Consider the following 23,018-nt stretch of genomic DNA (forward strand, 5'->3'; position numbering starts at 1 on the left):
ATAATATAATGATATTATATTGATAATATATTGATAATGATTATCATCGATGTAATATTTGAATTTCGAAAGGGGACTATATCAATAATGAAGCAGCACCTACGTTCAACCAGATTACTTAGTCTTATCATGATCATGATTGTAGCGATTGGATTAGCTGGATGTGGCTCTGAGACAAGTAAGGAATCCGGGGGTAAATCAGATAATGAATCCAATAGCTTTAACGGTACTTCGATTGAAACGAAATTCGGTAATATAGAAATTAATAAAGAGCCTAAACGTATTGTTGCCCTTGGCTGGGGTGATGCAGAAACAGCTTTGGCACTTGGCGTAGAGCCGGTTGGTGCCAGTGACTGGCTTGCTTTTGGAGGTGAAGGTGTAGGTCCCTGGTTAAAAGGTGCGTATAAAACTGCACCAACCATTCTTGGAACCATGGAACTCGATTATGAGCAGATTGCGTCCCTTGAGCCGGACCTCATCCTGGATGTTAGATCCTCAGGAGATCAAGAACGTTACAACCGTCTTTCTGAAATTGCGACCACGATCGGTGTTCCGGAAGGCGGCGATAACTACTTGACCACCTATCAACAGCAAGTTCAAATCATAGCGAAAGCCCTTGGCAAGGAAGCAGAAGGAGATCAAATCCTGAAGGATATTGACTCTGCTTTTGAAAAAGCTAAAAAAGAATACCCGCAATTCGCGGATAAAACCGTCGCAGTCGGGGCATACACCGCTGAAGGTTGGGGAGCATACGTAAGTGGTGATGCTCGGGTTGATTTTATGACCAAATTAGGATTTAAAAATAAGGAAGAAATTGAACAACAAGCGAACGGTGTTTTCTATGTACAGGTAGCTGACGAGCAATTAGAGCTTTTAGATGCTGATTTAACCGTTGTGATCCCGATTTGGGTGGACACCAAAGAAATCACCGGCAATCCGCTCTATCAAAAAATCCCTTCCGTTGCTGAGGGAAGATCTGTAATTGTTGAAGGTGATTATTCAGATGCCTTTTCGGCAGGTACCGCACCAGCCTTATTATGGGCAATTGATCAATTGCCAGCTATGTTTGATAAAGCCTTACAAGGCGGGGAGTGAGATTATTGACAGCAAGTAAGCAGCCAAATGGTGCATCAAATAAAACAGTTCAAAAGAAACCAATGACTGCCTTGCGGCTGCAGCGAATAGCAGGATTAGTCTTAGCCTTATTCCTTTTAGTGGTGGTTGTCTTCCTAAGCCTCATGATTGGATCTAAGCCACTGTCCATGAATGTTGTATGGGATGCTCTATTCTCTTCTGACTCGAATAGCTATGACTATGCAATTATTCATGAATCCCGATTGCCTCGCACAATCATCGCCCTTGCGGTTGGACCTGCCTTTGGTCTGGCAGGGGCTGTGATTCAGGCTTTAACACGCAATCCATTAGCTGACCCTGGAATTCTTGGAGTGAATGCAGGGGCAGCTTTTGCTGTTGCATTGGCCGTAGGCATTTTTTCTATGACTTCGATGTCAAGCTATATATGGTTTGCTCTCGCTGGGGCGTTAATTACAACCATAGCCATCTATTTTATCGGTGCCGGTGCAGGCAGGAAATCACCGACACCTGAACAGATTACACTGGCCGGAGTAGCTATGGCTGCAGCATTGAACGGAATTACAACGGCATTGTCCTTGATAGATAGTCGGGCATTTGCGGGATTGCTGAGCTGGAGAGTGGGCTCCATAGCAAGAAAAGGCCTTGAGGATCTTGGGACGATTACTCCTTTTCTCGTTGTGGGCACCCTATTAGCTTTCATGATTGCTCCGGCATTAAATACGATTGCCTTTGGTGATGATCGTGCTTCCTCTCTTGGTGTGAATGTAAACCTAACCCGGATTCTTGGTCTGATTTCCATCACGCTGCTTGCGGGGGGCGCAACGGCTATTGCGGGTCCCATTGTATTTCTCGGTTTAATGGTTCCCCACCTTGTGCGGTGGTTTATTGGTCCGGATCAGCCCTGGATTTTTCTCTATTCTCTTGTCATTGCCCCATTGATCTTGCTTCTATCTGATATTATTGGCAGGGTCGTCATTTCTCCCGGAGAAATCCCGGTTGGTATTATCACAGGATTTGTTGGTGCCCCTATCCTCCTTATCCTGATGAGACGGCGAAAAACCATTGGTTTATAATGACGAAACTGAAGAAGACTGATCATTAAAAGGAGTGTGTTTCATGGGGCGCATTGATTTCGGCAGAAAATACTTGCAGCTAAATGGGCCAGTAAAAATACGCCTAGATATCAGGAGTATGGTCGTTACTGCCATTATTCTCGGAGTGGTAATAGGCGTCGCCTTATTTTCTCTTATGGTTGGAACCATTAAGCTCAGTATGGCAGAGGTGTTTTCTGCACTTTTTGGTGATATGACGGGAATTAAGCGGACTGTGGTTTTGGAGTGGCGTATGCCGAGGATCTTAGCCGCTATTGTGCTGGGTGCGGGCCTTGCTGTAAGCGGATCGATTTTCCAGTCGATTACCCGAAACCCTTTGGGATCGCCTGACATTCTTGGCTTTACTACCGGCTCGTATACAGGAGCTTTAATCGTGATGCTGGTATTCAAATCGATGGCCTTTACCTCAATCGCAATGGGTGCACTGATTGGCGGATTCGCAACGGCTCTTGTTATTTATTTATTTGCATTTCGCAAAGGCACTCAAGGCTTTCGATTAATTATTGTCGGTATAGCCATTTCAACCATTTTAGGCAGTGTCAATTCCATGCTGCTGCTTCAAAGCCAAGCTGAGGTTGCGTTAACGGCTGGTGCCTGGGGAGTTGGGTCTCTGAACGGAATCAGTTGGGAGCATGCTCTTCCAGCAATCCTGGCTGTATGTGTGCTCATTATTTTGGCCATGATGATGAATCGGCCTCTTCGCGAAATGGAGCTGGGCAAGGATGCAGCCAAGTCACATGGTGTCCGTTTCGAAGGTTCTCAATTGTTATTGCTTGTGATTGCCGTGGCCATCACTGCGTCTGCGACAGCCATCATGGGGCCCATTACCTTTGTTGCATTAGCTGCTCCGCAAATTGCCATTCGCTTTACCAAGACATCCGAAAGTCTTGCTCCATCGGCGGCTGTCGGCGCGTTTATCTTATTAAGTGCTGATGTTCTGGCACAGCGATTGGTTCCTGGAATGGTTCTCCCTGTAGGTGTACTAACGCTATCTGTTGGAGGTATGTATTTAGTTTGGTTATTGTTTCGTCAAGCGCGTTCTGCCATATAAAAATAAAGCTGCGGACTTCTTAAACGTATCGTAAAACGGTGTAATTCATTCCGTTATTCCTATTTTGAAAGAGGTTGTCATTCATATGGTTACAACTAACCCGGACATGCAAAACCAAACCATTTCACCCATTCGTTCCCGGCTTGGCGTTGAACATGTCACTACCCAATACGACCATCGGGTCATTTCCGAGAATCTCTCACTCGAGATTCCGGACCGGTCCTTTACGGTCATTATTGGACCTAATGCGTGCGGCAAGTCAACTCTTCTACGTACCCTTTCCAATCTGATTAAGCCTTCAGCTGGCCATGTGTTATTGGACGGGAAACAGATCAGTACATACAAATCTAAGGAAGTGGCAAAAAAGCTCGGTCTTCTGCCCCAATCCTCAACGGCCCCTGATGGAATCACTGTCGCAAATTTGATAGCATATGGCCGATATCCTTATCAAAGCCTTTTTCAACAATGGACTGAGGAAGATGAAAAGGCTGTAATGCAGGCGATGGAGTTAACCAATACAACCGAGCTGTCGGGCCGCTTTGTAGATGAACTATCCGGAGGTCAGCGCCAACGGGTATGGGTCGCGATGGTGCTTGCTCAGCAGACCCCATTGCTCCTGTTAGATGAGCCGACCACTTTCCTGGATATTGCCCACCAAATTGAGCTGCTCGAATTATTTACAGACCTCAACGAACAAGGAAATACACTGGTGGCTGTCCTGCATGACTTGAATCATGCTGCCCGCTATGCAACCCATTTGATCGCCATGAAAGCAGGCAAAATCATCGCCCAAGGCAAGCCCTCCGAGATTGTCTCCGAAGAACTGGTCGAAGAGGTTTTTGGCCTAAAGTGTAAGGTCATTGAAGATCCGGTCTCCCATACACCGCTAATCATTCCGCTGGGGCGGGAGCGGGTTAAATAGAGGCTCCCTTCCTCACGTTCAACACAAATAGACTCTGCTTGATAAGCAGGGCCTATTATTAATGAATAACCGGGATTTGTTTCAAAAACATTAGTTAATGGTATTAAAAGGTAATCATCGTCAAATGGGTTATTAATATGATTAAACAAGTGGAGGCAAAAGAATGAAAAAAAAGAAGCTGATTATCTCCACCCTCGTACTCTTAATCATCATAATAGCTTCATATTTGTATAGTAACCGAGAGCTAAACAGTTTAAAGTCAGGTGAAATTTTGCCGATACAATGGTCCAATCCCTATAAAAACAATGAGAAGCCCATTCAGATTACAGACCACAATCAAAAATTATCGAATCCCAATGTACATATAACACCGGTATACTATCTGCCTCAATCTAAAGAAATTCATTTTGGCCTCTGGTTTAATAAGTGGTCTTACCGGTCCGATCAAATACCCGATAGAGTTTTTCAAACAACCATTAAAGATGAAAATGGTAAGCAATCTGAAAATGAGCTGGTTACGAGGGTAACCAGTGGATGGTTTGAGGAATTTCATTATCGATCAATACCAGTAGATCTTACGAATCAAAATACTGTTGAAATGACCATTTCATTGATCAAGGAAAACGGAAAACAAGTTATCCCCAAAGAGTCCAGCACAATAACGCTATCTTTAGCTGGAAAGAAATAATAAATCAGAGAGCTTCCCAAAACAAATACACTTTATTTAAAAATAACCCAGTGCCGTATCGGTACTGGGCTTGTTCATTAGCTTGGATTCAATTTACTACGGGTAAAAGAATAGAAGTGAACTATTTTTTGAAGGCACCTAAGATATAGAAAGGGGCTCACCAAATGAACATGACACATTGGAAAGAAAGCACGATCTATGAGATTTATCCCCGCAGCTTTGCAGACTCGAACGGAGACGGGATTGGCGATCTGCCGGGCATTCTATCCAAAGCCGATTACCTCAAGGATTTAGGCATCGACACCATTTGGCTCACACCGATCTATGCGTCTCCCGATATTGATCACGGTTATGATATTTCGGATTATTACACTATACAGTCCGAGTACGGAACGATGGAGGATTTTGAGCTGCTCCTTCAGGAGATGCACCAAAGGGGCATTCGTGTATTGATGGACCTGGTTCTTAATCATACCTCGGATGAGCATCCATGGTTTGAGCAGTCCCGTTCTTCGAAGGATAATCCTTACCGGGATTACTATATCTGGCGGCCGGCCAAAGAAGACGGAAGTCCGCCTAACAACTGGACCTCTTATTTAGGGAAACCGGCCTGGACCCTGGATGAACAGACCGGGGAGTACTATCTCCACCTCTATAATGCCAAGCAGCCTGACCTGAACTGGGATTATCCCCCGCTTCGCAAGGATATGTACAAGATGATGCGATTCTGGCTGGATAAGGGGATTGACGGATTCCGGATCGATGCGGTGAATTCGATATCCAAGGATCAACGCTTTCCGGATACGCATCAGGAAAAGCTTCAAGCCAGCGGAGAGCCTTTTACGAAAAACGGCCCCCATATCCATGAATACCTGCAGGAAATGCACAAGGAGGTTTTCTCACATTACGACATTGTGACCGCCGGAGAAACCTCGAAGGTCGTTGAACAGAATGTGTTGCTCTATACACACCCCGCCCGGAAGGAGCTGAATATGGTTCTTTCCCCGGAAGCCTCTACTCTTGCCGACCGGACCGAAGATGAATTTCAGACTCAGGAATGGACGCTGGACGACTTGCGCAGCATTTTGACGATGTGGCAGAAGGATATCGGCGAAGACGGCGGCTGGTTCGGGATTTATTTCAGCAATCACGATCAACGGAGAATGGTAAATATATTCGGTGACCCTGTGAATTACCGGATCCAGTCGGCCAAAATGCTCTCCACCCTGCTCTTGACACTGCGTGGCACGCCTTTTATCCATCAGGGAGAGGAGCTTGGCATGGTGCATAACCCTCTTTTGCACCATATCGAGGATTTTAAAGAACAGCAGGCGCTGGCTTATTACGATGTAATGGTTCGGGAGCGCGGGGAAAACGAAGAGAAAATTATGGAGCGAATTCGGCAAAAATCCAGGGATCACGCCCGGACCCCTATGCAGTGGGACGACAGCCATGCAGCAGGATTTACGACAGGCAAGCCGTGGCTGCCTGTTCATCCGGACTATAAGGAGATCAATGTTGCTGCCGAGCAGCAGAACCCTCATTCTGTACTGAATTACTATAAAAAAATGATTGCTTTACGTAAAGAAAACAAAGTCTTGACCTATGGGGATTTTAAAATCGTGCTCGAGAACCATTCACAGATTATTGGCTATATACGCTGGATGGACGATGAGGCTTGGCTTGTTCTGCTAAATTTCTCCGGGGAAGAAGCCGGGTACGAACTGCCAGATAACGAAGCGGATCGGATGCGGCAGGCCTCCTTCATCATCGGTAATTATTCAGACTCACAACACGTTCATCCGAACATTCATATTCCTTCCGGCACCCTGCGGCCTTATGAAGCTGTAGTCTACAAGTCCGAGGGATTAATGGACGACGGAGTGTCACAGTGACCCATCACGCCAAAGTAATCGGATGAGGGATCAAAATAAATATTCATTCGCAAAGCAAAAACAGCCCGTCATCTGACGGGCTGTTTTTCCTTGCATATAGAATTTATCCTCCATACCATTTACCTTTTCGGACGGGACATTTTTCCAAAGAAGCATCCCGGCTCCTGAAATCGCCGCTGTTGGCAGGACAGGATGCTTGGAGGCCTTCACGTAGTAACTTCCTGAACGGATATAACCTTCGTTCCGTCCGCGCCCTTCCATGCCGTAACCCGGTTGGTAGAGTGCATGTCATCCTGCGGCTTGGATGGCCGGTCCACAGACTGCTGTCCGCGGAACATAATAGCCTCGGCGATTTTGTCAGTCAGGCACGGTGCAACATTACCTAGGATCGCCCACAGCTTAGCCTGTCCGCCCACGTGCATATCCCGCTTCGGATGCTCGGCAGCATACAGGATCGCTTCTGCCACCGATTCCGGCGGATAAATCATGCCTTGATGGGTAGGCTGTTTGTCCAGATAGCTCTTGGCATGCTCAGCGTACGGCGTGTCAATCCGGCCGGCATGAATGAGTGTGACGGAAATCGGGGTCCTCGATCAGAACCTCCATTTCGTTTATTTTGCTAACAGCTGACTCGCTAATTTGCGATCCACTTTATCCCCTGCGGTGGCTGCGATGTTCTGAATGGCGGCGAGTACAGCTGGCTGATTCCAACTGGCAGGCGTCCATTCTTGAAGCACGCTTAATGCCTGATACTGCAGGACTCCAATATCCGATTCAAGAGCAGCCAAAATCAGCGGCAGACCCACGTCCTCATGGTCATGCAGATCTCCGACAATAAACCGCAGACAATCCTCTTCATCATCCGACAGGTCGGATAACGTTAGATGCTGTTCTGCAAACTCGCAGAGCCTGATGATATGCTGACGATTCTGAGTGTCCATAATGGCAAAATAAATCTCGCTGTTGGCAGGGTACCTCTCCAAAAGCTTAAACAATTGCGAAATGATATCTAATTGATAAAAGCTAGCGATTTCAAGCGCCTTCTCATGAAAATCATGCTGCAGGGCCTCCACCGACAGCCGCGGCCACTTCGAATCATGGATCAAAGGTTCAAGCAGTTTCTGAACCACACGGCGCTCCCCCTGCTTCCATGCATCGTCCGCCTGTTCTTCCCAGACTTCTTCATCCGCCAGAAACTGGGCTATTTTCAGAAGCGGGTAAAAATCATCCAGGGAATCACAATGAGTGCAGGCGTGGGAAACGAAACGATAAAGAATGGCATTTTCAAATAAATAATCATCCACAGCTTTTTCTTCTGTTTCATCCAGCAGCTCCTGGATGATCAGACCCGCTCCGTCATAAAGCTCTTTGGAAATCGTCTCCTGATACAGCGCTGAAGCAAGCTCTCCCTTAACCGCACAGGTATAAGCGATATGTCCGTTCATTAAACTGTTCTCACAGCCCTTGGTCAGCAGCCAATGCTTGATTTCCGGAGTTGCAGGCTCCAGCTGTTCAACCGCTGCCATTCTGCCCCAGCCATGGACGCTTTGAGCGAGCTGCCAGATATAATGATTCCCTTCTCTCGTTCCGTTTCTCAGTGCAAAGATGACATAGGAAGTAAACTCCTCATGCAGGCCTATCGGGACTAACCGTTCTTTATAATCCTCACAATTTGTACAGCCAAGCACCGTGAGTGCAAATTTCACTACCTCCCGGTGAGCAGCATGCTCCAGCAGCCACATGGCTTCCTGCTGTACAAGAGATGGGTCGAGCTCGGCTTCTTCAAATCGCATGATGAACTGTTCCCCGTAGCTGGCGATATTGTCCGATGTGATGGCTTCATAGGTTGCCTTGCGGGTTTTATCCGTCGGAGACTTCAGCTGTTTTTCCAAAAGCCTCACCAGCTTTCCGGCAAATAACGGGGTTGGCATGTCATCGGCTAAATGATCCGCTAATCCTGCGGCCATTCTCGGCTGATTCTCATCATAGAGGTACTCGTCATCTGGCAGGCGTTCATCGATAATCCGGTTATGTGCCTCCACCTGGCGGTGAATAAAGGGTACAATTTTTTCTTTATGATTCCACGGGAGAAAATCAAGCTTGAGCGATTCGGCCAATATCTTCTCCCGGCCTATTTTCACAATACAGTTAAACCTGGAAAATCCCCCGATCTTAACGGATACCTTATGCTTTTTGCCGTCACCTAAATCCAGTACTCCTGATAACCGTGAATACGGCATGAGATGGGAAAGGAGATATTTTCGTTTGTTGCTGTCTACCGTCACTCCGTCGATGATAAGATGCTCTTCTTTTAACTGGTGATTAATTTGAATGGAATGCCCTTTATAATCGATATCCCACGTTTTGTGCGCTTCTTTTTCGACATCTCTAATTACATTGCGGATTTCGCGTCTCATTTCCTCTTTAAATCCCATGATTTCCTTCCTTTGTATGCTGACTTTTTTATGCAGAAACCAATCTCTATCATCCCATCATACCATGAATTACTTTTCATGAATTGCCAACCGTTATTTAATTGGAAGCGTCCCCCTAAAAATTTACACCCTGTGTAAATTTTTAGTACATAACTTTCATGCAAAAAAGGACAACTGCTGCACATACAGCGGTTGCCCCGACAAACTGATATATTCCTCAATTATCTCTATCTTTATTAATTTAAAAAATATTAGACTGCTTGACTCTATCATTTAATAGTAAAAAGTCTTTATCATGTAATGGTTCAACCTTGCCCTTCTGATAGCCGTTACCTTTTGTTGAGAAGAAATCATGCGTGCTGGTCTCTGTGCGAATTCCGTTCAGTACAACAGGATTAACATCTTCCTCTTCAAAAATAGGCTCAAGTCCAAGATTCATTAACGCCTTATTTCCGTTATAGCGAATATATTTTTTCACTTCATGCGTCAGTTCAATGTCATCATACAACATTTCAGAGTATTCCAGTTCATTACGATAAAGATCATTCAAAAGCTTCGGAACAAATTCTGTCGCTGTCTGCTTGTCTTCTTCATTCAATCCTGCAAAGATTTCTTGAGCAAGCAGGCCAACGAATACACCATGGACGCTTTCATCACGAATGATCAGTTTAATAATCTCCCCGCTTGCGACCATCTTTCCTTGACCAGCCAAGTATAACGGATAAAAGAATCCCGAGTAGAACAAAAAACTTTCAAGGAATACAGATGCTACCATCGCTTTATATAAGCTTAGGCCGTCTTCTGCTTTGATATCTCTATATATCGAATCGATAACAGATGTTTTATATTGAAGGTGCTTGTTTTCCTTTACCCACTCGAATGTTTCATTGATCATTTCTACGCTGGCCACTGTCGTAAAGATAGTACTGTAGCTCTTGGCATGAATTTCTTCCATTGCTGCTTGGAAGATGAGAATCGCCTTTTTCTGCTTTTCCTGCACAAACTGTGCGATCATCGGCATCCCGACATTCCCCTGCTCGGTATCCAGCAGCGTCAAGCCGCCTAGTACACGCATGTAAGCAAGTTGTTCTTTATCGCTCATCTTGGTCCATGACTTCAGATCCTTCGAGATCGGAATTTCGGTATCCAACCAGAATTGCGAGGTATTCTGCGTCCACAGGAGTTCGGTATAATCGGTTTCAGGCGAGTTCCAGTTTACAGCTTCATATTTATTCATCTACATTATCCTCCTTAGACGACACAGCTTACGCATTCATCGATTGTCTTCTTTCTCGTTCGTGTATAATAGAGCGTCTTAAGCCCTTTCTTCTGCGCATAGATGTAATACATCGCCAGATCCCGCGTTGTGAGATCATCCTTGACATACAATACAGTGGATATGGCTTGATCAATATGCACCTGCACCTCAGCAACAAGATCGATCAGGTTAAACATATCCATGTCATAAGCTTCTTTGTAGAAGAAATAGTTCTCTTCACTTAGATAAGGCATCGGGTAAATGGTCTTGGAATCACCGTACTCGCGTTCTTCAATTCGTTGTGTAATCGGCGCGATCGAAGCAGTAGAGGATTGTAAATATGAAATAGATCCTGTTGGAGCAATCGCTAGGCGATAAGCATGGTATAAACCGTATTCTGCTACATCCTCCTTCAATTGCTTCCAATCTTCCAGTGTTGGGACCTCATGTCCGGCAAACAGCTCCTTCACCTTGTCCGTTACTGGGGAATAGTCCGTTTCCAGATATCGATCAAAATAATTTCCGTTCGCATATTCACTCTTCTCAAAGCCCACAAACGTTTCTTGACGTTCCTTGGCAATCAACATAGAACGTTCAATCGAATAATAATTCATCATCATAAAGAAGGTCCGGACGAAATCTCTTGCTTCCTTCGACTCATAGGCTATCTTGCTTTTAGCCAAGAAACCATGCAGGTTCATCGCACCAAGCCCTACGGAATGCAATTCTCGGTTAGCCTTAGCTACTGACGGAACAATCCTTATATCGGAACGGTCGCTGACCTCTGTCAACGCATCCATCGCATAATGAACCGTTTCTCTCATGCGCTTGTTATTCATCACATTCACAATATTGAGCGATCCAAGGTTACAGGAAATATCCCGATTAATAATATCCTCTTCGTCATAATCATTAATGGTAGATACTTCACTTAACTGAGCGATTTCACTGCATAGGTTTGAAAACTTGACCCGCCCCAGCTCTTTTAGTGCATGATACTCATTAGCATTATCGACAAACATAATATATGGATACCCGGACTCCATCTGCGTCTGAGCAATCTTGAGAATAAGGTCTCGCGCAGCAACCTTCTTCTTGCGTACTCTTGGATTGTTAATCAGCTCTTCATACATGGCGGTTATATCCATATCATCCAGGTGCATCCCATACTCTTTATGAACGGTCAAAGGATAGAATAAATACATGTCCTTATCTTGTTCAACCAGATCAAAAAAGATATTCGGTGCTACAACACCTAAGGAAAGTGTCTTAATACGCGTTTTTTCATCACTGTTAATCTTTTTCGTGTCCAGAAACTCTTGAATATCGGCATGGAAGATATTCAGATAAACAACGCCGCTGCCGTCTCGTTGTCCCAATTGATTTGCATATGAGAAGGCATCCTCAAACAGCTTCATGACAGGCAAGACCCCACTTGCTTTACCATCCAATCCCTTGATCTGTTCATCCGCTGCCCGAATCTTACTCAAATTCAAACTCACGCCTCCGCCAATCTTACTTAATTGCAGCGCAGAATTAATGGCAAAGCCAATCGAGTTCATAGAGTCGTTTACTTCCAACAGAAAGCAGCTTACAAGCTCGCCGCGACGTTTCTTGCCTGCATTCAGGAAAGTTGGCGTTGCAGGCTGATATTCCTGCGAAATGAGTATATCCGCATAGCTCTTTGCTTTTTCAAAATCCCCTCTTGCCAAGAATAAAGACACGATTGCTATTCGATCTTCGTATCGTTCGAGTACCTTCGTGCCATCATCGGTCATTAATGCATAATTATTATAGAACTTAAATGCACTCATGAAGGAAGGAAAGCGGAATTTCTTCGCATATAAATAATCATATATATACTTTATTTCTTCAAAACTGTATTGATCAAAGATCTCTCTATCATAATAATTATTCTCAATTAAGTAATCGATCTTTTCTTTTAGATTATGGAAAAACACCGTGTTTTGATTGACATGATCAACAAAGTAACTTCTGGCTGCTTCAAGATCTTTATGGAATTGAAAGCTCCCGTCTTTCCGTACCATAATTTCATTATTAAGCTGAATCCATTTTGCGATTTGAGTAGACAATTTGTTCAACCTCCTGCTTGAATCTTACGACATCTTTATTTGTTCCACTTAATTCAAACTTCATCAATATGGGCACATCATATTGTTCTGAGATCAGGTCAGCAGCATGCGCATAGAAATTACCCCAATTCATATTGCCGCTTGAAACGACACCTTGCAGTAAATGCCCCTTATTGCTCAGAAAATTTTTCGTTGCCTGTGGCGCTTGCCCAAAGCCTGTTGTGTAAGTAATCAATATGAAAGGTTCATCGATCTGCAGATCCGGCTTGATCTGATCACATTCCATACCGAGCTTCTGAACAAATCTTTTGACATTCCCTGTTTTGGAATCAAACACAATTCGCATAAACTCCCTCCTTGATAGCTTCCCCGCTTCATGCTTTATAAACTAAAAAAGCCCACCTCGATTAAGGGGAGCTGTGTATACGACGCAAAGACACAATGAAATAAAGCATAAATTCAGCTTTGATTGCTGCTGCGCCGTTTCACCTTCTCACACCCCGAAGATATGAAACATGAGAAATGCGGCAGGTCTACTGGCTTGTGTCTCATCCTCCTTGAACCCTTCCCATATATATCGCTTTAAACGATCCTATACAGTGGCATGCTCAATTCGTCCACACTTACAGTTGCGGGGGCAGCTCTGGATTATAACCAGATTCCCTATTAAGTCATTACTGACGCCATCATTTCGTATTTTTTAATTTTTTCTATATTTTGTGCTCTGATCATAAATAAAGACTATATATTGTATCACTTCTACAAGTCTACCCTTTTTAATTCAAAATATCAAGAGGTCTAAAACTGTAGAAATTTGTACCACCTCACTTGTGTAACTCTCTTCACTATTGCTACTATAAACTAATAGATTTTAGATCAAAGTCGCGGAATATCTGAATAGATTCCTATTTTTTTAATAGAGGAGTTGATGAGCTAGATGACATTACAGCAATTAAAATATATCATCCAAATCGTCGAATCAGGGTCCATGAATGCCGCAGCAGCTAAGCTGTATATCTCACAGCCTAGCTTATCTAACGCTGTCAAAGAGCTTGAAAAAGAAATGGGTATTCATATTTTTCTTCGTACCAACAAAGGGCTGCTGCTTTCAGAGGAAGGCGAAAAGTTTTTGGGGTATGCACGCCAAGTGATCGAGCAGGCTGATTTATTAGAACAGCAATATAAAGGGACAACTCCGCGACGTCGTGTCTTTTCTGTTTCGACACAGCACTACGCATTCGCGGTCAATGCCTTCGTTAATCTCATCAAGACATATGATGCGTCGGAATATGAATTTACGCTTCGCGAATCTCAAACTTATGAAATCATAGAAGACGTCAAGCAATTAAGAAGTGAGCTTGGGATCATTTATTTAAGTAATTTCAATGAGAAAGTATTGACGAAACTGATAAAGGAGAGCGGCTTATCCTTTCATCTCTTATTTAAAGCTTATCCTCACATTTTTGTAAGCACACAAAATCCGCTTTCTAAGCTGAAGCAGGTCACACTAGAGGATTTGACCCCGTATCCATGCTTATCTTATGAGCAAGGTACCGTGAATTCCTTTTACTTTTCCGAAGAGCTCCACAGCACTGTCTATCACCCGAAGAGCATTGTCGTAAGCGATCGCGCTACCTTGTTTAATCTTCTGATTGGTTTAAACGGCTACACCATTTCATCGGGTATCTTAAGTGAGGATCTGAACGGAGGGAATATTGTGTCTGTTCCTTTAATCAGTGATGAAATTATGCGGATTGGCTATATCAAGCAAAGCCATCTTGGGCTAAGTCCTGTCTCAACTGAATACTTGAATGAACTCAAGCAGTACATTCGCAGCTACAATATTGCTATAAATTAAATCTATAGCAAATCATAACTTTTAGGTATTATCATATGTCCATCCCGCTGCACTATACTTTCGGTATTCGAATCAGAAACTTACGAGTAGGAGCGGATCATATGAAAACATCGATAATAGGTTATCCTCGTATAGGAGCAAACCGACAACTAAAGTTTACTTTAGAGAAATATTTTAAGGATGAGATCACGGCGGTTGAACTACAGGAGCAAGCCAAACAGCTTCGTCAGCTGCATTGGATCATCCAACAGGAATATCGTATTGACTATATTCCATCCAATGATTTTTCATTTTATGACACGACATTAGATACTGCTGTATTATTCAATATTGTCCCAGATCGTTATCGCAAACTTAACCTAAGTGCTATTGATACTTACTTCGCAATGGCTAGAGGATACCAAGGCCCTAACGGCGACGTAAAGGCGCTCGCGATGAAGAAGTGGTTTAACACGAACTATCATTACATTGTGCCTGAGCTCGAAGACGGTACATCCATTGAACTGACAGGAAGCAAGCCGTTCGATGATTTCAAAGAAGCACTCGCACAAGGCATTCGTACGAAGCCGGTCGTGCTCGGTGCATTTACATTGCTCAAACTGCTGCGATTCACAGGTAAGAAGAACATCGCTGATGTAAAGGCTGATTTTATCACCAGCTACAGTTCCTTGCTGGATACCTTTAACACACTCGGAGCAGAATGGGTACAGTTCGATGAGCCTGCATTGGTTAAGGATTTAACTTTGGCTGATATTCAGCTGTTCCAAGAGCTGTACACCGCAATTCTGGGTCGTAAAGGTGCGAGCAAGGTGCTCGTCCAAACATATTTTGGTGACGTTCGCGACTGCTACAGCGAACTCACCAAATTGGACTTCGATGGAATTGGACTTGATTTTGCAGAGGGACTTAAGAACATTGACCTGATCGAGCAATACGGGTTCCCTACAGGCAAGCAGCTCTTCGCTGGTGTTATTAACGGTAAAAATATTTGGCGAAATCAGTTCGAGAAAACGATTTCTATTGTCGGTAGACTGCAGAAGCATTGTCATCAAATCATCCTCAATACATCTTGCTCGTTGCTGCATGTTCCCTATTCGTTAGAACAGGAATCGAAGCTATCCTCTGATCATAAGAAGCACTTTGCATTTGCGCAGGAAAAACTGTCTGAGCTTGCTGAATTAAAGATAATCTTAGCAGAACAGCATGAGCAGGTATCGAATCACCCTCTATTTACAACCAATAAGGCATTATTTAATGGTTCAAGAGTTGTTCCTAATCAAGCGGTGCAACAACAGATCGCTGCGTTAGAGGATAAGGATTTTATCCGTTTGCCTGAATTTGAAGCGCGTGAGGAGCTGCAGAAAGAGGCATTCCAGCTACCTCTACTTCCGACAACGACTATTGGCTCCTTTGCCCAAACGCAGGATGTACGGGCTAATCGGGCTTCTTTCAAGAAGGGTTCCATTACGGAAGAACAATACGTAGCCTTCAACAAGAAAAAAATCGCAGAGTGTGTTCAGATGCAGGAAAGGATCGGACTAGATGTGCTCGTGCACGGTGAATTTGAGCGCAATGATATGGTTGAGTATTTTGGAGAATGCCTGGATGGGTATCTATTTACAGAGAAAGCGTGGGTACAATCATACGGTACACGGTGTGTAAAGCCTCCTATTGTCTGGGGTGACATCTCCCGATCCAAGCCGATGACCGTTGACTATTCCGTTTATGCGCAAAGCCTGACATCCAAGCCGATGAAGGGAATGCTTACAGGACCGATTACGATACTGAATTGGTCGTTCCCGCGTGAGGATATCAGCTTAAAGGAATCCGCACTCCAGATTGCACTCGCTATTCGCGAAGAAGTGCTCGACTTGGAGCAGCATCATATTCGAATCATTCAAATTGATGAAGCCGCATTACGTGAGAAGCTGCCGCTGCGCCGCTCTGACTGGAATAAGGAGTATCTCGATTGGGCAATACCTGCCTTTAGACTGGTGCACAGCGGAGTACAAGCAGAAACCCAAATTCACACACATATGTGCTACAGTGAGTTCGAAGATATTATTAAAGAAATTGATGCGATGGATACCGACGTGATAACCTTTGAGGCATCACGCTCTGACCTGTCCCTTATTGACGTACTCAAGCGCAATGAATTTAAGACAGAAGTTGGACCAGGCATTTATGATATACACTCACCGCGTATCCCAGGTGTTAAGGAAATGAAGCTTACATTAACGAAGATGCTTGAGAAGCTGCCTGCTGAAAAGCTGTGGGTAAATCCTGACTGCGGATTAAAAACGCGTAATACGAAAGAAATCGAGCCAAGCCTGACCAACATGGTTCAGGCCGCTCAAGAAGTTAGACAATCTCTATAGAAATAACTTTACGATCAATCTACTGCGAATATAGTAGATTGATCGTATTTTTGTACTGCTCCCACAAGCAGCTCCTTGGCCACGCGGCTCTGAAGGATTCGTATCCAAGACCGGCCTGCCAACCGCAAAGGGAAGTCACGCTTCGCCTGTAATGTTGCCGTAATCAACGTACTGATTGCAGTAGCAACACTGAAAGCAACCATCAGTGCAATCATCGAAAGATTCTGCAACCATACAAGATATACTGCGAACTGTGCTTGGAGTATTCCCTCTTCGGCAATGTAAACTACTTTCAGTTCACCCATTGAAACCCTGATCACGCAGTGCTTGTACAGATATCAAACCAACCAAGTATTTTATAAAGTATATTTCTAAGTAAAGATCAAAATGGATAGTCCTTTTTAAAAATTTTCATTTAATTATTATAAAAAAGTTGATCAAAAAAACTGAAATATCGTAACATCATCCCCCTATTAAACACGCCCTATAAATGAATTTATTGGATCATAATAGGAGTAGTAAACATGAATTCATTCAACTTTGATTTCATTTCTACGCCCCATATACCATGGGTAAAGCGAGGCAGCCAACTCTAACGGCACGTCGTCAACACCAGTATGATGAATCGGTTTAGCTCGATTGATTGTTCGGATAGATGCGAGACCAACTATTTGTTGAAAGATGTTCCGGGTTACTTTCACTTCAATAATCTTATCTCGTTTTGACACAAATAAAGAAGTGGTCAGACTCCCTGTTTTGAATTGAATGAATTGATCGTTCAAAATGTATCGGGTATTAAAGTAGTCTAGCAATCTTGATACAGCGATAAGAATGAACAAGACAGCAGGTATGATCCACCAAGCTTGCTCCACTTTTAGAATACTCGGTTTGAAATAAAATAAGATAGCCGTTGCAATGATCCAGATCCAACTTGGCTTAAACAAACGAATCCATAGGGATTTTACCGGGAGACGAATCATCTTTGTTGTTACTTCATAAGATGGTAAAATTTCCGAAATCATTTCATATGAACGTTTAACAGGTAAAAATGGATATAGTGAATTGATTTCAAGTGTATCTTCTCCATAACTCAAACTACCTGCACTGATTAGCTTCACTTCAGCAAGTCCAAGCAATCGTTTCATGATGGACTGCTTAATTTCTATTGCCTGCACTTTTTCTTTTGAAATAGAAAAGGTAGTTTCATCAATTACACCTTTTGTAATGTAGATGCGATCATTGTCTGAGGAAATTTCATATTTTCCATATTTTAAATAAGTCCGCACGATTCCAAAAATGGCGGAAGCAATGACAAGTAGAGTGATGATGATTGTCACCATCTGCCAGGAACTTATGATACTTGTAAAAATTCCTTCGGCTTCTTTTTCTACACTAAAAATTTCATTGATTTTAAAATAAAAAGAGCCAATTAAAGGGATCAATGCTAAAAAGCTTAGAGATGTAAAGGAGGCTTTCAAAATGTCCCTATTCGCTGGCCTAAAATGAATAGTTCGATTTGAATGTACATCTTCTGTAATCATTTTAGAAGATAATTCAATATTATCGACTTTTGTATCAAACGTCGATTCGTCGCGAACAGTGCTTGTCACATACGTTTCCATTCGATCTGCTTCTAGTTGAGAAATGACTTCAAATTTAACAGAAGCATCCTCTCCTGCCATTCCTGTCTCAAAACTGATGCTAGTAACTTTAAAAAACCGATGAAATAAAGAAGTATGACGATTTATGTTTTGAATTTTAGAACAAGGAATAGTTCGCTCCGATTTGCTGAAAATTCCTTTGTAAAGATAAAAGGACCTATCATCGAGTTCATATTTATGGGTGAACCATTTCAGTATTATTGAAATAACTGTAATTCCTAAAACTAGGAAAAAAGCAATTCTACCGTAGGTGATAAAGGCTGATCCCGAACCAGCTTTAATCACAAATAAATAAATCACAAAGAAAATAGAGCTCTTGACTAATTTACACAAATTAAAAAGTATGAGAAGTGGATTGTATCGTTTTGCCTTCTTCATGACTCCACTTCCTTAATTTTCGCATAACGAGCAATCTGATTCCTTAACTTGATAGCTACATCTTTAGATAGGGCAGGAATTGTGTGAGATGACCCCATTGTTTCAATTGAAATTGAACAGAGTCCATATTTTCTAAGTAACGGTCCTTGTTTAGTTGCAACCGATTGAATTTTTGTCATCGGGACAAGTTGATGCTCTTCATAAATAACGCCTGATTTTAATTGTAAAAACTCTTCATCTACATCATAACGCCAGTTTTTATAAAGTAAAAACGGGCTGGTAAATGACCAAGCCAAACCTAGCACAGAGATCGCTGTTATACCAATCAGAATCCAACCGATCCACTCTTTCCATGAAAAACGATAATCTAGGTAAAGTAAAACCCCAAGGATCATGAATCCGATTAGATTCATGATCATTTCACTTATAATCCATACTTTGACCGCATCCTTGGATAATCGCTTTTGAGGTGCGTTCATTTGAGAATACATAAAAATCACCGCCTATATTTCTAAACTACTATTCTTATATTTCGTTAAAACTATTCATCCAGAAATATATCTTCAAGAGATGGTTCTTCCACTTCTACACGAAGGACATCTACCTTATAATGATTAAATGCCCGTATCATTTCAGCATTTTTTTTTCTTCATCAATATTGATAGTTACATAGGAGTCATTCATTACTACATCCGTTCCAACCGATTCCAGCCATTGCTGTAATGTTACCTGTTTAGCTTTCTGTATCGTAGAATGCTTGAGCTTTACAGTGATTGTCGACCTATAGAATGCTCTAAGCTCATCCATTGTGCCTATTTTAACAATCTGCCCTATGGCTTGTGCAATACCAAGCTTCTTTTTCATACCAAATGAAAATTTAGCGATCTTTTTATGAGCATGAGATTCTAATCCCTATTATGGACTGTCAACAGTAAATCAGACAACTTTTTTAAGGGCAGCAGCTTTGTACTGAATTGGCGTCATGTATCCTAATGTGCCATGAATACGATGCTTGTTGAACCAGTTCACATAATCATATAATTCCAACTTTAGATGATGAAGGCTTTGAAAATTCATCTGGTTTACGAATTCTGTATTCATCACTTTGTAGGTGGCTTCAGCAACGGCGTTGTCGTAAAGACAGCCTTTCATGCTCAGAGAGCGACCAATATCAAAAGTCCCCAGCAGCTCGTCCATGTCCTGGTTCTTAAATTCACTTCCACGATCCGTATGAAACCACTGAATGTCGCTTAAGTTGCCTTCTACCGTGGCAAAGGCACGAGAAATTAGAGCAGCGTCTTTATTGGGACATGCGCTGTGGCCAATGATTTCTCGATTAAATAAGTCAATGAGCACACAAATGTAGTGCCACTTCTGCTGAATCTTGACATAAGTGAGATCGCTGACCACGAAGCGTTTTGCTTCGGTTTAATCGAACTCACGCTTCAACACATTTGCTGTTGTTGCTTCGTTACAAGCGTCTTATGCGGCTTATACTGCGCTATCGTACGTGGACACAAGACCCTGCTCTTTCATGATATGACCGATTCGGCGCCTGGAAAGGATGAATCCTTGTTCCTTAAGTTTGACTTTGATCTTGCGTGTTTCATACGCTTTACGATTCGCATGAAAAATCTCAATAATGGCTGTCGTTACTTCGTCTTCGTTATCTTTTTCTTTCGCTTCATAATATAACGTGCTTCTAGCGATTTGCAGGACTTCGCACATTGCCGATACTAAGTATTTATCACTGTTTTGCTTAATGATCTTTACTTTCGTCCCATGATCAGCGCGGCTTGCTTTAAAATGTCATTCTCCATTTCAAGCCGCTGAACTCGTTTACGAAGAGCGAGGAGCTCATTCTCCTCAGCGGTTCGGTTATCTTTTTCAGAAAACGACCCTGAGGTTTGGGCTTGTTAAATCCAGCGATCTAGTGCAGATGGACTAAGCTCATACTCTCTCACATGGATGCTCTTGGCTTTCCGTTTTCATATAACTGAACCATTTGTCTTTTGGAATCTGCTGTAAATGTGCGTCTTTGTTTTGGCATAGTAGATCCGCTCCTAATAGTATTGATTTCATTCTACTAGCCCCTATTTTTTATGTCCAACTAAATGTAGACGATCCATTTCCACCTTTCCTGATTAAAATTCCCTATTCCGGTTATTGATTTCCCTCTTTTTTCTGTATACTAATGATAGGGAATCGTATCAAAAATCGTTTTCATCCATCTACCATTATTATAAGCCTTCTTTCTTACCCCTACTGAAATTCCCCCTTAATTTTCTCTTATGAAAGATGCACAATTTTATAGTGTTATTTCTTCTATTGGTAATGGGTATCTTCTGATATGCACATAAATTCGGGGCTACATTGATTACGATGATAAAATGGATTCAAAACCTTGGAGGAGGTTTATATGAACAACCATATAATCTCCATCAATACCCGATCATGTTAAATAAAAAAGGGAGACTAAAAAGGAAATATCGGATCTATAAGGAACTGATTACAACACTTGATCAATAAACAGAGACCTTACAACAAAACGATAAGCTCTTCCAGCGCTATTACCGTGGCACAAATACAAGCGATTCCAGTAGTGGAACCGGTCTTGGGATGGCCATTACGAAACAATTGGTTCAGCTTCATGGAGGATCTATTAATGTAAAAAGCACGCCACAAAAAGGTACAACTGTACGAATCATTTTACCGGTCTAAATGGATGAAAATTAGGAATAGTTCATTTTCACAGAAATTCAAAAAATACATTCAAGGATTGTGATGCCGTCAGGATTTCAAAATCTTGGCGGTACCAAAGATACTTTAGGCATTCCATCACCCTTAACGATGTCATGTGCAATAACATTGTCGATGTCAGACGTTTCAAATAACCGTACTTTTCTAAATATCGAGTGCCTAGTAAATCATCAATTGCTTTGAAAAAGCTTTGCAAAGGTAGATAAACTTCCATCATATGGACAGTCAATTTTAAGCCAAACAATTTGAGTTCGATTAAACGGTTGTCCTTTGTATTCTTCATGTTTGATTACTTGTGGATACATAAGCAAAAGACGTTCAATTGCTGTTGTTTTACCAATTCCAGAAATACCGATAATGGATAAGCTATCGGCAGTTAAACGTATATAATTTAGTCGTTCATCTATATATTTATGAGCTGTTTCCTCTTCTTCACGCAATTCATACAACACCCGAACACGCTCTAGAAATGTTCAATCTAATGGATTTCGCGCCAAGTAACCTCTCCGAATCAATGTAGACAATCGACGTTCTACCTCAAAATGAATAGGTAACGGCTGTATAAAATTCTTCTCGACCCCCTTTAATCCACTTATCAATTTTAGATGTTCTTTTTCTTTTCGACACAAAAACACCCCTTTAGATAATCATATCCAAAGGGGCAAAGCTTTCAACTTTTTTATAAACGTCGTAACTTTATTTTAAACCTCGCATCTTTTTTTATAAACATCGCGACTTTATTTTAAATCCACACAATCAATTTAATTTATGTGTGCAGATAATAAAGTTGTTTAATTTTAACCGTATAAATGCAAAAACACCTATCGCTAAATTTGAAAGGTGGTTTTAAAGTTGTTTAATTTTTAACGTATAATTATTTACTCATTCAAATTTGGTTTAATAAAGTTGTTTAAAAACTGTTTAGTACTTTATCTGTAATCGATTCAATATCATCCAGATTAATAGTCCATTCACTATCCATCTTCGATATTCTAACTTTTTTTCCTTCATTATTATCTTGAAGATACGCTATTAACTTTTTAGACACTTTCTTCATATTATTATGAGAGAGGATTTCTTCCTTTAAATCTACATAAACATCTTGATTAAGTTGATATGACTTAACTTTAAAAATAATTGTTAAAGGGATTGAATCGACCGCTCTAGAATATGAACCGAATCCCCCTTTATATCGATCATCATTTTCATACTTACTTTGTTCGTATTTTTTTACCTTTTGTACAACTTCAAATATCGGCATACTTTCTTGATAATAAACTGCCTTAATGCACCCTTTACTCATGTCAAACACTCCTTTATATTTGGCTGTTTTCGTAAGGATTGTTTGCTTTATTTTATCTAATATGTAGAAACAGCCACCTCCGGATAGGAAGTGACTGTACTTGTTATTCAACTAACGCCCCAGTTTGTTTA

At 42.1% G+C, this 23,018-nt stretch carries 17 protein-coding genes, 3 pseudogenes and 1 riboswitch; of the genes and pseudogenes, 9 read left to right on the forward strand and 11 right to left on the reverse strand.

The window, feature by feature from the left end; genetic code table 11:
- Positions 1–87: 87 nt before the first annotated feature.
- From BN1234_RS03925 to BN1234_RS03950, 6 genes are all read left to right on the forward strand, one after another.
- Complete coding sequence (locus BN1234_RS03925; protein WP_054955363.1) at positions 88–1,095, forward strand: iron-siderophore ABC transporter substrate-binding protein; 1,008 nt, start codon at positions 88–90, stop codon at positions 1,093–1,095.
- On the forward strand, positions 1,092–2,168 hold the full coding sequence (locus tag BN1234_RS03930; RefSeq protein WP_245640088.1) for a FecCD family ABC transporter permease: 1,077 nt from the start codon (positions 1,092–1,094) through the stop codon (positions 2,166–2,168). Before BN1234_RS03925 ends, BN1234_RS03930 begins: the two co-directional genes overlap by 4 nt.
- A gap of 43 nt (positions 2,169–2,211) precedes the next feature.
- A complete protein-coding gene (locus tag BN1234_RS03935) occupies positions 2,212–3,258 on the forward strand; it encodes a FecCD family ABC transporter permease (protein WP_054955365.1) in 1,047 nt (348 codons plus the stop codon).
- 85 nt (positions 3,259–3,343) lie between these two features.
- Positions 3,344–4,180: an ABC transporter ATP-binding protein gene (locus tag BN1234_RS03940; protein WP_054955366.1), complete on the forward strand. Its 837-nt coding sequence runs from the start codon at positions 3,344–3,346 to the stop codon at positions 4,178–4,180.
- A gap of 163 nt (positions 4,181–4,343) precedes the next feature.
- A complete protein-coding gene (locus tag BN1234_RS03945) occupies positions 4,344–4,868 on the forward strand; it encodes a hypothetical protein (protein WP_054955367.1) in 525 nt (174 codons plus the stop codon).
- Between the two features lie 164 nt (positions 4,869–5,032).
- Positions 5,033–6,763, forward strand: a complete 1,731-nt coding sequence (locus BN1234_RS03950; RefSeq protein WP_054955368.1) for a glycoside hydrolase family 13 protein — start codon at positions 5,033–5,035, stop codon at positions 6,761–6,763.
- A 30-nt stretch (positions 6,764–6,793) separates the two neighbouring features.
- Here the strand turns inward: BN1234_RS03950 and BN1234_RS22715 are convergent.
- The 5 genes and pseudogenes from BN1234_RS22715 to nrdI all read right to left on the reverse strand — a co-directional run.
- Positions 6,794–7,353 (reverse strand): annotated as a pseudogene (locus BN1234_RS22715) (SDR family oxidoreductase); the annotation flags it as partial.
- Between the two features lie 21 nt (positions 7,354–7,374).
- Positions 7,375–9,198 carry a hypothetical protein gene (locus BN1234_RS03965; protein WP_054955371.1) on the reverse strand — a complete coding sequence of 608 codons (1,824 nt, stop codon included), beginning with the start codon at positions 9,196–9,198 and terminating at the stop codon, positions 7,375–7,377.
- 241 nt (positions 9,199–9,439) lie between these two features.
- Positions 9,440–10,435, reverse strand: coding sequence for a class 1b ribonucleoside-diphosphate reductase subunit beta (nrdF, locus tag BN1234_RS03970; protein WP_054955372.1), 996 nt, complete (start codon positions 10,433–10,435; stop codon positions 9,440–9,442).
- 14 nt (positions 10,436–10,449) lie between these two features.
- Entirely contained in the window at positions 10,450–12,504 is a 2,055-nt protein-coding gene (gene nrdE / locus BN1234_RS03975; RefSeq protein ID WP_054955395.1) for a class 1b ribonucleoside-diphosphate reductase subunit alpha, read from the reverse strand.
- Positions 12,505–12,514: 10 nt separating this feature from the next.
- The gene (nrdI, locus tag BN1234_RS03980; protein ID WP_054955373.1) at positions 12,515–12,895 is read right to left on the reverse strand and encodes a class Ib ribonucleoside-diphosphate reductase assembly flavoprotein NrdI; all 381 of its coding nucleotides are present in this window, start codon (positions 12,893–12,895) and stop codon (positions 12,515–12,517) included.
- Positions 12,896–13,058: 163 nt separating this feature from the next.
- Positions 13,059–13,253: riboswitch (cobalamin riboswitch) on the reverse strand.
- A 233-nt stretch (positions 13,254–13,486) separates the two neighbouring features.
- Between nrdI and BN1234_RS03985 the strand changes: the two genes are divergently transcribed.
- Entirely contained in the window at positions 13,487–14,407 is a 921-nt protein-coding gene (locus tag BN1234_RS03985; RefSeq protein WP_054955374.1) for a LysR family transcriptional regulator, read from the forward strand.
- A 101-nt stretch (positions 14,408–14,508) separates the two neighbouring features.
- Positions 14,509–16,785, forward strand: a complete 2,277-nt coding sequence (metE, locus tag BN1234_RS03990; RefSeq protein ID WP_054955375.1) for a 5-methyltetrahydropteroyltriglutamate--homocysteine S-methyltransferase — start codon at positions 14,509–14,511, stop codon at positions 16,783–16,785.
- Between the two features lie 14 nt (positions 16,786–16,799).
- On the opposite strand, the gene BN1234_RS03995 is transcribed toward metE, so the two are convergent.
- The 4 genes and pseudogenes from BN1234_RS03995 to BN1234_RS21735 all read right to left on the reverse strand — a co-directional run bounded on the left by BN1234_RS03995 (position 16,800) and on the right by BN1234_RS21735 (position 20,874).
- A complete protein-coding gene (locus BN1234_RS03995; RefSeq protein ID WP_054955376.1) occupies positions 16,800–17,090 on the reverse strand; it encodes a hypothetical protein in 291 nt (96 codons plus the stop codon).
- 225 nt (positions 17,091–17,315) lie between these two features.
- Complete coding sequence (locus tag BN1234_RS04000; protein WP_054955377.1) at positions 17,316–18,824, reverse strand: PH domain-containing protein; 1,509 nt, start codon at positions 18,822–18,824, stop codon at positions 17,316–17,318.
- Positions 18,821–19,315: a PH domain-containing protein gene (locus BN1234_RS04005; protein ID WP_054955378.1), complete on the reverse strand. Its 495-nt coding sequence runs from the start codon at positions 19,313–19,315 to the stop codon at positions 18,821–18,823. The genes BN1234_RS04000 and BN1234_RS04005 overlap by 4 nt, the downstream gene beginning before the upstream one ends.
- Before the next feature lie 445 nt (positions 19,316–19,760).
- Positions 19,761–20,874, reverse strand: a pseudogene (locus BN1234_RS21735) (IS3 family transposase).
- 506 nt (positions 20,875–21,380) lie between these two features.
- Here BN1234_RS21735 and BN1234_RS22720 point away from each other — a divergent pair.
- A pseudogene (locus BN1234_RS22720) lies at positions 21,381–21,545 on the forward strand (sensor histidine kinase); the annotation flags it as partial.
- Between the two features lie 209 nt (positions 21,546–21,754).
- On the opposite strand, the gene BN1234_RS23175 reads toward BN1234_RS22720, so the two are convergent.
- On the reverse strand, positions 21,755–22,024 hold the full coding sequence (locus tag BN1234_RS23175; RefSeq protein ID WP_442417708.1) for an AAA family ATPase: 270 nt from the start codon (positions 22,022–22,024) through the stop codon (positions 21,755–21,757).
- A gap of 470 nt (positions 22,025–22,494) precedes the next feature.
- Entirely contained in the window at positions 22,495–22,887 is a 393-nt protein-coding gene (locus BN1234_RS04030; RefSeq protein WP_054955381.1) for a hypothetical protein, read from the reverse strand.
- Positions 22,888–23,018 lie beyond the last annotated feature (131 nt).

The organism is Paenibacillus dakarensis (assembly GCF_001373415.1).
Classification (GTDB): domain Bacteria; phylum Bacillota; class Bacilli; order Paenibacillales; family Paenibacillaceae; genus Paenibacillus_AQ; species Paenibacillus_AQ dakarensis.